Source organism: Nitrosococcus wardiae (assembly GCF_004421105.1).
In the GTDB taxonomy this organism is placed as follows: domain Bacteria; phylum Pseudomonadota; class Gammaproteobacteria; order Nitrosococcales; family Nitrosococcaceae; genus Nitrosococcus; species Nitrosococcus wardiae.
Window position 1 is genome coordinate 2,262,988 of sequence record NZ_CP038033.1, and the last position, 13,232, is coordinate 2,276,219.

Sequence of the window (13,232 nt, forward strand, 5' to 3'; positions counted from 1 at the left end):
TGTGTAAAAAAACTGTATTGAGAAGATAGATACCCTTGACGTGGCTAGACTATTCCGGACACTTGTGCCTTGGCTACCTGGCCCCAGCTGTGTTTGCTTAAAACTTCCACTTTCTGCATTAATAGGGGAGGTGGGTAGGTCTAAGCGGAGGCTAAGGTCTGCCAATCAGCAGCCTCTTCCTGTGGGTGGGCGATCACCGCCAGCGTGCTCGCCAGTGACCCGACAATGTGTTTAGAATCCGCTATTGAAAACCGCATTCCCTGCCGACAGAGGAGATTTTGACGATGCCCGGCCCCTTCAATCACCCCTTGACGTCGCCACGCCAGCAAACGGCCCGTATCCCCACCGGAGTTCCGGGCTTAGACGCCGTGCTCGGCGGTGGGCTGCCAGGCCATCATACCTATTTAGTGGAGGGGGGCCACGGCGCGGGAAAAACCATGCTCAGTCTCCAATTTTGTATTGCCGGGGCGCAGCGAGGCGAGCGGGTCCTCTATCTGAGCACCTGCGAATCCGAGGAAGATATCCGCGAGATTGCCCACGCCCATGATTGGTCCCTGGAGGGGGTCCACCTTCATTATCTTGACCCCCAGGAGATCCTGGGGGAAACGCCTGCGCAGTCGGTTTTTCATCCCGCCGAGATTGAGCTTCCCCAGATGGTCGACACCCTCCTGTCGGTGATTGCGGCGAGCGACCCGCAGCGGTTGGTGATCGACTCCTTGGCGGAGATTCGCCTGTTGGCCGATAGCCCCCGCTGGTTTCGCAGCCAGGTGCTCGCCCTCGGGAAGCATTTGGCCGACCGCTCGTGCACTATCCTCTTTTGCGACGATCAACTGGACGAGCGGGAGTCCGGCCAGAGCATCGTCCATGGGGTGATTCGCCTTGAACAGCGGGCCCGCGATTATGGTCCCGACCGCCGCCGGCTGCGGATCACCAAGCTGCGGGGACACCCTTTTTACAGCGGCTATCATGACATGGCCATTCGCACCGGAGGCCTTGAGGTCTACCCGCGCCTGGTTGCCGCGGAGCATCGCCAGGAGGTGGCGCCAGCAGTGATCTCCAGCGGCTTGCCCGAATTAGACGCCCTGTTTGGCGGGGGGATCGATCGCAGTACGGCCACCCTGCTGCTCGGGCCGTCCGGCACCGGCAAATCCATTCTCGCCAGCCAGTTTGCGGTGGCGGCCGCCGGGCGGGGTGAGCGCGCGGCCCTGTACCTCTTTGATGAGCGGGTCCACACATTCTTGAGACGTGCCCAGGGGCTGGGGATCGATCTGACCGGACAGCGGGACCGGGGCCGCATTGAGCTCCAGCAGGTTGATCCGGCGGAGATGACCCCCGGTGAGTTCAGCCACCAAGTTCAACAGGCCATCACCGAACGGGACGTTCGGCTGGTGGTTATCGACAGCCTGGCCGGTTACGCCCACGCCATGCCCGATGAGCGCTGGCTGACGCTCCACCTCCATGAGTTGCTCGCCTACTTGAGTCAGCAACAGATCACTGTCCTGCTGGTGATGGCCCAGCACGGGCTGCCCGGCACCCCGCGGCACGTTTCCTTCGATCTGAGCTACATTGCCGATTCCGTGCTGTTGTTCCACGCTTTCGAGTACGCTGGCGAGATTCGGAAGGTGATTTCGGCCTACAAGCGCCGTGGCGGCGCCCACGAAGCCGCGCTCCGGGAGCTTCGGTTCGGCCCAAAAGGCATTGGCATCGGCGCGCCGCTGCGCCAATTTGAGGGGATCTTGACGGGCACCCCCCACTTTACCGGAGAAGAATTAACCCCGATTGACCCCCACCACGACCAAAGCTAAGCCTTGGCACCTCATTGGCGTACTTTTGGCATCAGTAACCTCGATGAGCGCTTTAGTGTCGAGGAGTATTGTAGGGTGCCAAACTTAAACTCAGTTCTACGGCTTCTCTCACTGGGTGTTTCCTCTCAGTTCCACTCACCTCAAGTAATCTGGCAGTAGGTATTAATTTCAGAATCGCCAAACCGGAGTTGTTGATCAATAAAATCAGGCACTTCTTTTCCTAATCCGCGCTGGACAGCAACGAAGACAGCCCGGTGAAAGTGGTAGATATCCGCATTCTCATCACTGTGAACGATGGAAGGTTCCTTCGAGTTACTTATCCCATGGCAAGCTAGATCGATGAGGCCCAAAGAGACCGTTGACCTATAATCTGCCAAATCAATCACCTCATACCCAGCTTGTTGGATGAAACTGCCGATCTTTGAATTGACCACCGCATCCAATATTAAGAATTTGCGGTAAGGGGCTGTAAGGGCGGTGATGATTTTGAAATCAAAGCAATAGCAGACATCCTCAGTGCCGATGTTGTATTCGGAGCGCCCACACGGCTCGGTCAGCGGGCTGAGTTCCATGCCCGGCTTCCAATCAACTACATTTTCCCCATCCTTATAAGGATCTAACAATTGGCCCGATTCATTGCATGGGTAACCCGTTTTCAGGTCTGTGCCCGCTACCGTGGTAGAAATATCACTCATTGCTTGCTCCTCGTGGTAGAGGCCATCCCTAGCCGTTATTTTTTCTCGCCTCCGCTTCTCCTGGCTTCCAGTAGCTAGTCTAGTTCCCGCTTGGCCTCTATTTCATCCGCATCAAACTGCGCATGCGCCGAGGAGGTGTCAACAGGACCCGCCGACTAAGACCTTTTGAATCGCAGCCCATCACTCGGGATCCAGAGAATTTATAAAAAAATAGCCCGGAGAGGAATCCGGGCTAGTAGGAAGGCTAAATGCCACGAATTTTCCGCCTCGTGGCCAGACGGGATAGGGGGAGGCTCTTAGAGACAAGTTTATGTTTATGCTCGCGAGAGTGCTATAAAGGAATACCCTATTAGGAATAACCCTAGGTGAGCATGCCCCCCCTGAAGTCGGAACATTTCGGATTCCTCATCTAGGCAAAATCAAAAAAATACGTTGCGTTCTAGCCAACTATTTTTGTTTTTTATCGGTTTAACCCCCACGCTTTTTGGAAAAAAATTTTCTCCTTCGGCCTCATTCTAAGCCAAGAAGATAAAAATATAATTATTCTTACTTAATAACTTACATTGTTTGCAACGTTCTTCTTTATCGACCTGGCATGGTAAGTGCCCTATGGAGGGAAACATCCGATTAGTCCCAAGGGTGATAGGCATTTCCAAGCCCACCTTCTACAAATACATTCGTGAGCAGCAGAAAAAACCAATAGAGTGTAAGCCGTGCTACCTAAAATCCTTAGTGTGTATTTTTACAGTAATTGGGGTGCTATCCTATCTGTAAAAAAGGCCAAATCGCTCTACAGCTATATGGCATATATTCCAAGTAGAATCTTCCTTCTAATGGGTGGCTGTTGCTTTGCTTTTGGACTACCTGGTATGGAGGAATTAAGTGAAAGGCGTCAAATCGGACCTGTGGAGATCACAGTTCCTTCAATGGAAATCGATATACCGGCACCTGAAATACGGGAAGGCCTTATGACGACCGCATTGCCAGGTAAGGCTGAATCTTTGGTGGAGCTGGCTAAGCATGATCTCGCCGAAAAGCTCGACATCAATTCTGATGAGATCGAACGTGTTCTTTTCGAGGAGGTCACCTGGCGGGATGGCAGCCTAGGCTGTCCGCAATCCGGCCGAGCCTACCCCCAGGTTCTGGTCAACGGGACACGCATCATTCTGCGAGCTGTGGGCCGGGATTGGCACTATCACAGCGGCGCGGGCCGCGCTCCATTTTTGTGCATGATGCCCCAAGAACCGCTCTCCGCCAAGGATAATCCCAGCAGCGGCTCCGGGGACCGTTAACCCCGAACCAATATTCGTTTTTGCAAATTTTTAAAAAGGGCACCCCTGGCAGAGTGCCCTTTGACGATACGATATTAATGCCAATCCGTGTCGATCCTGACGAGGGTGAAGTCGATAAGACCGTCATTGTAGCCGCTCGGCGAAGTGATATCATGATAGGTGACGCTGCCGAGGTACTTGGTGGCGGTTTCCAGACTGCTCCAATCTACCGTCACAGTGTCGGAGGCTCCCAGTATTGCGGAGGATGGCGCCGTCACCGTCATATTGCCGGCATCGGCTGCCCCCAGTGCCCAACTAAAGAGGGTGTAATTGGCATCCGGGCCGTCGGTCTGCCAACCATGGACTACCACCTGGTACATCCCTGGATCAGGGTTCTCAAGATTGACTTCTTCCGCTGAGGTGGGTGTTCCACTACTTCCAACGAAGTCGGCCGTATCAGGGTCAAACACGTACAGGTCTAGGTCGTCTTGCCCATCGGTGTCACCGTCGAAGAGGGAAAACCTGGCGTATTTCGTTCCCGCAGGAATATCAACCACATGAACCGTGATGCCGACCCCGGTAGACAGAGCCGTGTTGATGTCATTCGCGGGATCATCCACCACCGTATCGGCCTGGGTCTCTGCCGGGATCAGTCCGTGGGGGTTGGCTGCAAAGTCACCAGAATAGCCGAAGGTAATCTCATAACTCAAGGTGCCATCGGTCCCGGTTCCCGAAACTTCATCTGGAGCCGCCAGTACAACGGGTTTAATGGCGATCGGGCTGCGCACATTGTGTACGCTGTCACTCCATGCCAGGGAACCGAAGGCCCATTCATCCAGGGTTGCACTCGAAGTCGTGGTGAAGGTGACCTCATAGGTACCGGATTCCCCTTCGGCGAGAGTCAGCGATGAGGGGTTCACTGCGACACTGATTCCCGGCGGTGCATCGACCGACACGTTATAGGTGGCCGCCCCCGGTGTTACGCTAGTGACCGTGCGCGGGACCGTCTGGACACCGGCCAACTCGGCGATGCCAATGGAGGCCAGGTTTAGATCGCTGGCATCGAACGAGAAACCAAAGCGTTCGAGAACATCACAGGTGTTTTGGCTTACGCCGGTGGTGGCTCCGCACAAGAAAGCCTGATAATCCCGGAAGCCGGCCTGGTAGAGCCATCCCGGATCGACGGCGGAATTCGGAGCGATATGCCCGCTACCCATGTCAAAGGGATCGGCCGGTGTCGCGCCGTCCTCCTTCTTGACATCTTGCGAACCAGTGGTCATGAGGGCCGATTTGATCATGGCTGGTGTCCAGTCCGGGTGGGCCTGTTTCAGCAATGCACCTACCCCGGCCACATGCGGGCTCGACATGGAAGTGCCGCTGATGGCCAGGAAGAGCTCACCTGGTGCCCCAAAGTAGGGATTGGGCGTGTTCCCGGCTAGGATGTTGACGCCTGGGGCAGTTACATCGGGCTTGATGATGTCAGGCGCAATCCCATTCGGGCCGCGCGAGGAGAAGGCTGCCATCCAGGGGGCAGGAATCGTGACCTTCTCGCCACCAGTAATCTGAGCGGTTGCAGTGGGACCAGCACTGTCGATGTAAGCTTTGGCTGCTAGGCCGTCGGTGTTATTGATATGCACGGTGGGCACAAAGTGGTTATCTGTGATCTGCGCCTCGGTGTCGCTGGTGTTGTAGAGCACCATGCCGGCGGCGCCGGCCTCAAAGACGGCCCGGCTTTTGTCCACCCGGGCGATTTCTCCCCGCAGGCAGAGGACGATCTTATCTGCCACCAGGGCTGGATCGAGCGCATCCGGATGGCAAAGCTCCGATCCGGCGTCTTCGGCATCCACTAAAGGCAGCACATCCGTGCCCCCCGTGAGGGAAGCGCCGAAATACTCTGCACCATTCTCTAGCTTCACAGAACCCTCAAAAGTGCGATCCTGGGTGCTGGCTCCCACTGCGGTGATCCACGGGACGGAGGCCGGTCCACTAACGGTATCGGGACCCGGACCCGAGTTCCCGGCGGAGGTTGCCACGAACACTCCCGCCTCCGCTGCGAACAGATAGGCTATATCATCGGGGCCGAGCAGGCTAGCTCCGCCGCCGATCGAGTAGTTGATGACATCCACACCGTCGGCAACGGCATCATCGATGGCCTTTATAATATCCGATACAAAGCAGCCGACATTGTTCCAGCACACTTTGTAGGCCGCGATGCGGGCGCGGGGAGCAATGCCGCTTACCATGCCTCGGTCGATACCGAAGATCTCAGCCGGGACATTTGCATTGCCGCCCGCCGTGCTAGCCGTATGGGTGCCATGTCCGTCCCTGTCGCGAGGTGATAGGTAATCCTCCGTGATGACCGTGGCGGCTTCAGCGCCCACTCGATAAAAGCGTGCCCCAATAAGCTTATTGTTACAGTCCTCCTGGGAGAACTGCTCGCCGGAAACGCACTCGCCGAACCAGTCCGAGGGCGGCGGGCCGTAGGCGGAATTGCGCTTGCCGCTTCTCCCGGATGCGTCACTGAGATCCAACTGGTCCGAGAAGCTCGGATGCTCAGGCCAAATACCGGTGTCGATCACGCCGATGATGATGTCCTCCCCGGCATTACCCCGGCCACCAAGCTGGTCCCAAAGTCCTCTTTCAGTCAAGCCCAGGAACTCCGGCGTGTTATCCGTCTCAATCTGTAGGATTTCCTCAGGAAAGATCATCTGAACGTTGGGGTGTTTGGCGGTAGCAATAGCCTGTTGCCTCGTAAGAGCGGCTGAATAGCCATTGAAGCTGTAGACGTAATTGTAGAACTGTTCAACCGCGCCGGTAGCGTTCAGTACCGCTGCCTGTTGATCCCTAAGGTGATTAGTGTACCCGCGTATCGAAGCACTGTGAGGATTTATTTTCTTCCCCTTAGTCAGCTTTGTAGCTGGAAGATCTTGAATGCCACCGTCGTAGGTAACAACCGGCTCATCGACTAACTGGACGATGTAGGTATTTGTCCCGGTTTTGATCCCGAACGTCTCCGCCAGCGCTTCATCTGGCACACTGACGTCCGGGCGGTTATCCTGGGCAAATCCTGGCATAGTAATGCTCACCACTAAGATGAGCACTGCTCCAAGCAAGCTAAAAATTTTTCTCGCCATAATAAACCTCCCTTTATTCAAAGCTTGAATGATCTTCATCTTTCATATTTTTTGACAAATTCCGCCTTGCATTCCTGGTCTGTTATGTCTGTCATGATTGCCCTCTTGCCCCTTCTTAACCGGCCTCCGAGGCAGCTATCTACGTCTAGAAAAGGGGAAGCGACGCCCATTCCCACAGCAGCAATATGGAGCATCTGCCTAAAATGCTCTTGATAGATTTATAGTTCACCAATCTGGGAATTACCGTTGAATTTTGTATGCGGAGGAGTCTTCTGCCGACCCCCAGCAGCGACTCATGATAAGGTTAAGGGTTGGTAACGATTTGTGTGCTACCCATATCGCCAGCATTATTTTTGGTCAGCACGAGGGACTTGTAAAAGGGATCGCGCCCATTGCCGCGGTCTCATTGTGCCGGTCTTTAAGGAGGGCAATGATCACGCTATCGCCCTTTGTTCCCAACTCGACCTAGCCCGTGGCCTCCTGCAAGCCGCACAAAAAGGGGCTCATATCATCAATATCAGCGGTGGCGAACTTTCCCCTTCCGGTACGGCCCATCCTCTCCTGGCCGATGCGGTCCGGCATTGTGCCGCCCAGGGTATCCTGATGGTTGCTGCCGTCGGCAACGAGGGCTGCGATTGCCTTCATATTCCCGGCGCATTGCCCACGGTATTGGCGGTAGTGGCGATGAATGCCCAAGGCAAGCCGCTTCCCTTAAGTAACTGGGGTCAAAATTATCAATCCAGATGACCCTAAGCAGCTGCTGGCTTATCTTGAAGAGAGCCCTTGGAATGCGGCGGCCATTCTCTGGACCCTCAATCTAGATGCGACCCCCATTTATGAGATACAGGGACAAGGAGCTTTTGCCAGTGATGGTGGGGCCGGTGCGCTCCTGGTTTGTGCGGTAACCTCCTTAAGCGAAGAGGCACTAAAGATGAGACTTCCAACCCAGCCAGCGGGAATTCTCCCCGCTGCATTTGCTCGGGGTTGTGCCCGGGCAGCCAGGCTTGTACCTCCAGGCGTAGACCCGGAATGTTATAGGGATTGCTACCGACCGTGCCTTGAGGACTGTTTACAAGATCCAGCACTGGGCAGGCATAGCGTCTGTGTTCCGCTTTGCAGACAAGAATGCACTGCAGTATGCACTCCACAGCCATTACCCCCGGAAGGGTGCATTGACATTCATTATGTTCCCCAGTGCTATCGCCCCAATCCTTTTACTGAGTGTTGTACCACGCGCCATGAGGTCAGGTGCACAGAGTGTCATTCAATCTTTACGCCTGCCTCTGGGGCGAGCCACTTTTTTTAGAATGGACGGCATGCTTATCAAGCGAGGGGGGTATGTCAACGCATGATTCTCGTATATGCAACGCCCTATTGAAGAGGTATGGGGAGATGAGACTTCCCAAACAATCGGCAGGGACCCAATTTACTAAATTTTTAACATTTAGTCAGGATGGTATTATCCCTACTCAAGTGGCAGCTCTACAATGGCATTCCGCTCCACAAACTGTTAGAAGCTTCAGACAAACTCTGCCCACGTGTAGAGCGGAGGGTGGTCGATCAGTTATTGTGATGGAACCGTGCGGCAGCGCTCCCAAGGGGATTCCACCGCCAATGTGCCCAACCGCTAGAGTAGAGTGTGATTATGTATGCAGATGGCCGAGTGGTGCGGAAGGGCGAACAATAATTTTGTTATGAATATCCTTTCCGTAATAGATTGCATTTTTTGGGTAAATTGGTATGACTTATCTCCCATCAGTGAAAGACACCATCAGTATAGCATTGTGGCTATACTGATGGTGATGACCTGGAGAATGGGCACCCTCAACGCGAGGAGGGTAGACGAAATTTGGCTACGCTGTCCCTAGAGAGGCCTGCCCGGTTCAGCCAAATAGCCAATCTGATTAAGGCTGATCGGCCTGGAACAGGTCCATGAGCCAGAGTTAATGCATGAAAACTCTGGCCCTAAGCGGCAGCCGTGAATTGGCGGGAAAGCGCCATTTTAGAAACACAATTCTCCGGAAAACTCCATATCAATTGCTAGGCTACAGAATAAGGTTCCTTCGATGGTGATGGAACCGCCCGTTACTCCATCGAATCGACCCGTTCCGGTGCCAAGCACGGGCTGCGATACTTCCAAAAAAGAGAAGCTCTGGAGGCCATGCCCACAGTCTTCTGGTTCGCTCGTTGGATAGCCACTTGTGTCCCACACCAATTGGGAATGAACTGGAAATTCATAGCCCACATCATCGTCGCACACTATGGTGTGATCAAAGTTCAGAGGCCCGATATCATCGGGGTCATTAGGATTCTGATTCTTTCCGTCTCCTCTCAACCCGCACTTGAATTTTTCTTTACCGAAAATGATATGTGCAATTCCAAGCGTGCTTCCGGGACCAAGTGCATTATTAAAAAATTTTCCTTTTATTGGAATGCAGTCTCCAGCAGCTGTCGCCGGGCCCGCTAGCCCAATACTAAGTAAAACAGCACCAAAAGATGCAAGCCCATACTTTCTGTTCATTGAATCCTCTCACCTAGTCCAATGAAAAGGAATAGTCCAGCAAATGCTGTACCTGTACGATTACGATTCGCAACGCTAGGATATAGGTGAATATTTCCTAAGTAAACTTAAAGTGAGCTGCTAATTGACAGTCCTCCAGAGCACTGCCAGTTTGAATAGATTATTGAGCAGATATACGAAAGCCGTGAGCGCCACCGCCACAGTAACCGGAAAGAAAATCGCGACTACCGGCATAAGCAGGGTTCCCAGTCCAAAGCCAGAGAACAACGTTAGTAGTGAGGCGAGAAAGGCGGCGATAATAATAGCCGTCATAATAACGTCATGGCACTTAAGTACCTATCCGCTGGTATATAGGTTATCAAGTACCACAAAAAGTTTGGGACACACGTTCTTTCGGCGCAGGAGGGTTTTTGAATTCAGTGTATTTCTCTTTATCTTTATAGGGCTCAGACAGCACATCCAGCAGTTCGTGTAACTTTGAGAAGTCAGTGTTCTGTGCTGCAGCGTTGAGCGCTGCTTCTACACGATGATTACGGGGGATGACCACCGGGTTAGCCGCATCCATGAGGCACAGGGAGGATGGGAACGGTTTGGTGTTACGCTCCAACCGCTGTTGCCATCTATTATGCCAATGTTTGAATTCTTGATCCTGGTAGTGTGGCTCTTCGGGAAAATGCTTATCCATCAGGTCACGAAATGTATTGGTATAATCCGCATGGCTGCGCTGCATCCATTGCAGAAGCCTGTTGATGAATTCCATATCTTCTTTTTCTTCACCGAACAGCCCCAGCTTGCGACGCATCATTGCCAGCCATTCCTGCTGAAATAATACCTTAAATGATTGGATGGTTTCCTCTGCCATTGCGGCAGCTTTCTCCATATTTTCATGCAGTAGCGGAAGGATAGCTTCGGCAAACCGTGCTAAGTTCCACTGCGCGATACGGGGCTGATTGGCATAGGCATAACGCCCCATATGGTCGATGGAGCTGAACACGGTGCTGGGATCATAGCTATCCATGAATGCACAGGGGCCATAGTCAATGGTCTGACAGGAAATGGCCATATTGTCCGTGTTCATCACGCCGTGAATAAACCCTACTCGCAGCCATTCGGTGATAAGTTTTATCTGGCAAGCCATGACGGCCTTGAGCAGATCAAGATAGGGAGTATCAGAGTCTATTATTTCCGGATAATGGCGCTGGATAGTATACTCAGCAAGTTGCTTCAGGCCTGCTGTATCTTCTTGTGCGGCCAGATATTCAAATGTGCCCACACGCAAATGACTGGATGCGACGCGTGTCAGAATCGCTCCTTGCAGTACCGTTTCCCGGTAAACAGGTTCGCCGGTGGTGGCTACTGCCAGACTACGGGTGGTAGGGGTGCCTAGCGCATGCATGGCTTCGCTGATGAGATACTCTCGCAGCATCGGACCTAGTGCGGCACGCCCATCACCGCGCCGGGCATAGGGTGTTTGGCCCGAGCCTTTGAACTGAATATCCACCCGTTTGCCGTCTGGAGTGAGATGCTCGCCGATTAAATGGGCCCGCCCATCGCCCAAGTAGGTAAAATGGCCAAACTGATGCCCCGCATAGGCCTGTGCCAAGGGTTCTGCACCTTCTGGAAGCTGATTGCCTGAAAAAAGCTGCGCTAATTCATCCTCAGAGGTGGCTTTGAAATTTAATCCTAGTTCTTCTGCCAGGGCATCATTGACAATGACAAGGCGTGGTTCACGCACAGGAACAGGATGTAGCTTCGTGTAAAAGTGGCCAGGCAGCTGCGCATAGGTGTTATCAAAATGCCAACCGATATCTTGATGCTTCATGACTGTGGGTGATGGCATGGGTCTCCAAATCTTCAATCGTTACTGATTCTCCTCGATTAGTTCATTCTAACCCATCAAAAACGTCAGTTCGACATAAGCCAAGGGTTATTCCCGTTGTGCCTGGAGGGGGTATGGAATCAAGACTAACGCATGAAGAATAAAAGAGATGGCGTTGTCTACCAGCGCTTGCACACGGGCCCAGGAGAATGGGGTAAGAAAGGTATGATGGCATCAGTCGAACGTTCCAGCACGAATTGACAGGCCACTGAGGGGTTTCCAATGTCCGACCCTCACTGCCACCCCATCATGGCGATGATCCCATTGAGCACTAGCGACAGCACGGTGGCGGCCAGGCCTAGGGGCACCAGGGCGATGAAGGCCATCAGCAGCTTGCGCCCGTCCCCCCAAGCCGTGCGCCGCGCGATGAGTATCTCCAGGCCAGGGGGGCCAATAGCATCAACACGAACCAGCCCACGAAGTTGAGCAGGGGGATTCCGTAATAGATTTCCCCCGGCACGAACCACACCCAATAGCCGACGGCCACGGCGATGGGATCGATAAACAAATCCAGCCCAACTGCGATCACGCCGGTAACCCAGGGCGCCTGCCACTTCAATCGAGGCGCACTCAGCAGGTCTTCATTGGCGCGGGCTAGTATCCCTTCGGTGAGGAGCAGGCAGATCCCGCACACCGCCATCCAGCGGGAAATGGCCCGGGCGGCGGTGGAGGCGGGTGCGGATATTCTGGTCCATAGCATTGAGGATAAGGCGGTTGAGCCCGCGCTGATTCAACGTCTGAAGGCGTGCCACATCCCCTACATCACCACCTTCATGGTCCACGAAGGCTACCGGGAAGTTTTGGGACAGGAGGTTGAACTTTCCCCCATTGAGCAACGTAGGGGCGATCCCCAAAAGCCTCGCTTAGGCGCCTTGGCCCTGGAACAGCATCAACGCGCCATCCACGACTAAGGTCGTGCCGTGGATATAACGGGCATCCTCGGAGGCGAGAAATACCGCCGCTTTGGCAATTTCCTCGGGTTCGGCGGCACGTTTCATCGGAATCGACTGAACCTGCTGCTCCCGCACCTTGGGATCGTCCATGGCCTGCTGGTTAAAGGGAGTTAACACCATGCCCGGCGCAATGTTATTGACATTGATGTTTTTCTCGGCCAGTTCCAAGGCCAGCGTGGTCGTGAGATTCTTGAGCCCTCCCTTAACCACATCATAACCTGCTGCGCCGGCCCGTGGGATTTCCTGGTGAACACTGGTGATGTTGATGATCACGCCGTGCTTGTCCGTGCCTTCCAATCCGCGGATGAACTGCTGGCAACAGAAGAAGGGCCCGTAGAGATTGGTTTTGAGTTCATTGTCCCAATCCTCAATGGGCATGTCCTTCACGTACTGACCAGTGGAATCGATGCCGGCGTTGTTCACCAGGATAGTGGGCGTGTCCAGTTGCTCTCGCGTGATTTGAAAAAGCTGGGCGACCTGGTCCGGGTCCCGCTGGTCGAATTGAACCACCACCGCCCGGCGTCCCGCCTGCTCGACGGCTTGCCGGGTGTGCTCGGCACCTTGCTGGTCATGGAGGTAGGTCACCATGACATCTGCGCCTTCTTGGGCAAAGGCCATCGCGGTGGCTTGACCGATGCCGGAGTCGGAGCCGGTGACCACCGCAGTCTGATTTCTAAGTCGCTGATTTCTCATGACCTGTTCTCCTCACGAGGGCCTCAAGGGGAGTAATGACATATGCAGTGCAGCAAGAAACGCATGGTTCAGGCTGTCTCCAATTTGGAGATCAATTAGTAGAGAGTTAAGCACTTTCCCCTGTGAAGTCAATTTCCACCTCATCATGGGGTGAACATGTGCCTTTTATAGTGAGAACAGGTATATGAGAATAGGTGGTTTAGTGGACAATGACTTGTATATCGAATGACGTAAATATTACAAATGCATTTGCAGCTATTGCAACAAGTACATACTAGCGA

12 protein-coding genes are annotated in these 13,232 nt (G+C 53.9%); 4 read left to right on the forward strand and 8 right to left on the reverse strand.

Annotated elements, in window-relative coordinates:
- Positions 1–140: 140 nt before the first annotated feature.
- A complete protein-coding gene (locus E3U44_RS19325; protein ID WP_166804967.1) occupies positions 141–329 on the reverse strand; it encodes a hypothetical protein in 189 nt (62 codons plus the stop codon).
- Here E3U44_RS19325 and E3U44_RS10980 point away from each other — a divergent pair.
- The gene (locus E3U44_RS10980) at positions 285–1,805 is read left to right on the forward strand and encodes an ATPase domain-containing protein (RefSeq protein WP_134358228.1); all 1,521 of its coding nucleotides are present in this window, start codon (positions 285–287) and stop codon (positions 1,803–1,805) included. The two genes, E3U44_RS19325 and E3U44_RS10980, sit on opposite strands and share 45 nt — an antisense overlap.
- A gap of 140 nt (positions 1,806–1,945) precedes the next feature.
- Here the strand turns inward: E3U44_RS10980 and E3U44_RS10985 are convergent, their stop codons facing one another.
- Positions 1,946–2,500, reverse strand: a complete 555-nt coding sequence (locus E3U44_RS10985) for a hypothetical protein (protein ID WP_134358229.1) — start codon at positions 2,498–2,500, stop codon at positions 1,946–1,948.
- A gap of 926 nt (positions 2,501–3,426) precedes the next feature.
- Between E3U44_RS10985 and E3U44_RS10990 the strand changes: the two genes are divergently transcribed.
- Positions 3,427–3,792 (forward strand): hypothetical protein, encoded by a 366-nt coding sequence (locus E3U44_RS10990; RefSeq protein ID WP_134358231.1) that lies wholly within the window; start codon positions 3,427–3,429, stop codon positions 3,790–3,792.
- Positions 3,793–3,866: 74 nt separating this feature from the next.
- On the opposite strand, the gene E3U44_RS20370 is transcribed toward E3U44_RS10990, so the two are convergent.
- On the reverse strand, positions 3,867–6,944 hold the full coding sequence (locus E3U44_RS20370) for a S8 family serine peptidase (RefSeq protein WP_134358233.1): 3,078 nt from the start codon (positions 6,942–6,944) through the stop codon (positions 3,867–3,869).
- 285 nt (positions 6,945–7,229) lie between these two features.
- On the opposite strand from E3U44_RS20370, the gene E3U44_RS11000 reads away from it, so the two are divergent.
- A complete protein-coding gene (locus tag E3U44_RS11000; protein ID WP_206054760.1) occupies positions 7,230–7,652 on the forward strand; it encodes a S8 family serine peptidase in 423 nt (140 codons plus the stop codon).
- Positions 7,653–8,907: 1,255 nt separating this feature from the next.
- Here E3U44_RS11000 and E3U44_RS11005 read toward each other — a convergent pair.
- The 4 genes from E3U44_RS11005 to E3U44_RS20660 all read right to left on the reverse strand — a co-directional run bounded on the left by E3U44_RS11005 (position 8,908) and on the right by E3U44_RS20660 (position 12,005).
- Positions 8,908–9,426, reverse strand: coding sequence for a hypothetical protein (locus E3U44_RS11005; protein ID WP_134358235.1), 519 nt, complete (start codon positions 9,424–9,426; stop codon positions 8,908–8,910).
- Positions 9,427–9,546: 120 nt separating this feature from the next.
- Positions 9,547–9,738, reverse strand: a complete 192-nt coding sequence (locus tag E3U44_RS11010; RefSeq protein WP_206054762.1) for a hypothetical protein — start codon at positions 9,736–9,738, stop codon at positions 9,547–9,549.
- 46 nt (positions 9,739–9,784) lie between these two features.
- Entirely contained in the window at positions 9,785–11,266 is a 1,482-nt protein-coding gene (locus tag E3U44_RS11015) for a protein adenylyltransferase SelO (protein WP_206054764.1), read from the reverse strand.
- 364 nt (positions 11,267–11,630) lie between these two features.
- Positions 11,631–12,005, reverse strand: a complete 375-nt coding sequence (locus E3U44_RS20660) for a carotenoid biosynthesis protein (RefSeq protein WP_134358237.1) — start codon at positions 12,003–12,005, stop codon at positions 11,631–11,633.
- Between E3U44_RS20660 and E3U44_RS11025 the strand changes: the two genes are divergently transcribed.
- Positions 11,890–12,216: a hypothetical protein gene (locus E3U44_RS11025; protein ID WP_166804968.1), complete on the forward strand. Its 327-nt coding sequence runs from the start codon at positions 11,890–11,892 to the stop codon at positions 12,214–12,216. The genes E3U44_RS20660 and E3U44_RS11025 overlap by 116 nt on opposite strands.
- Here the strand turns inward: E3U44_RS11025 and E3U44_RS11030 are convergent.
- Positions 12,169–12,951: an SDR family NAD(P)-dependent oxidoreductase gene (locus E3U44_RS11030; protein ID WP_134358241.1), complete on the reverse strand. Its 783-nt coding sequence runs from the start codon at positions 12,949–12,951 to the stop codon at positions 12,169–12,171. The two genes, E3U44_RS11025 and E3U44_RS11030, sit on opposite strands and share 48 nt — an antisense overlap.
- Between the last annotated feature and the right edge of the window lie 281 nt (positions 12,952–13,232).

Bases quoted from the DNA above. Each gene is read 5' to 3' on its own strand.
- E3U44_RS10980 (WP_134358228.1), top strand. From the start codon at position 285: ATGCCCGGCCCCTTCAATCACCCCTTGACGTCGCCACGCCAGCAAACG.
- E3U44_RS10985 (WP_134358229.1), bottom strand. From the start codon at position 2,500: ATGAGTGATATTTCTACCACGGTAGCGGGCACAGACCTGAAAACGGGT.
- E3U44_RS10990 (WP_134358231.1), top strand. From the start codon at position 3,427: ATGGAAATCGATATACCGGCACCTGAAATACGGGAAGGCCTTATGACG.
- E3U44_RS20370 (WP_134358233.1), bottom strand. From the start codon at position 6,944: ATGAAGATCATTCAAGCTTTGAATAAAGGGAGGTTTATTATGGCGAGA.
- E3U44_RS11005 (WP_134358235.1), bottom strand. From the start codon at position 9,426: ATGAACAGAAAGTATGGGCTTGCATCTTTTGGTGCTGTTTTACTTAGT.
- E3U44_RS11010 (WP_206054762.1), bottom strand. From the start codon at position 9,738: ATGACGGCTATTATTATCGCCGCCTTTCTCGCCTCACTACTAACGTTG.
- E3U44_RS11015 (WP_206054764.1), bottom strand. From the start codon at position 11,266: ATGCCATCACCCACAGTCATGAAGCATCAAGATATCGGTTGGCATTTT.
- E3U44_RS20660 (WP_134358237.1), bottom strand. From the start codon at position 12,005: ATGCTATGGACCAGAATATCCGCACCCGCCTCCACCGCCGCCCGGGCC.
- E3U44_RS11030 (WP_134358241.1), bottom strand. From the start codon at position 12,951: ATGAGAAATCAGCGACTTAGAAATCAGACTGCGGTGGTCACCGGCTCC.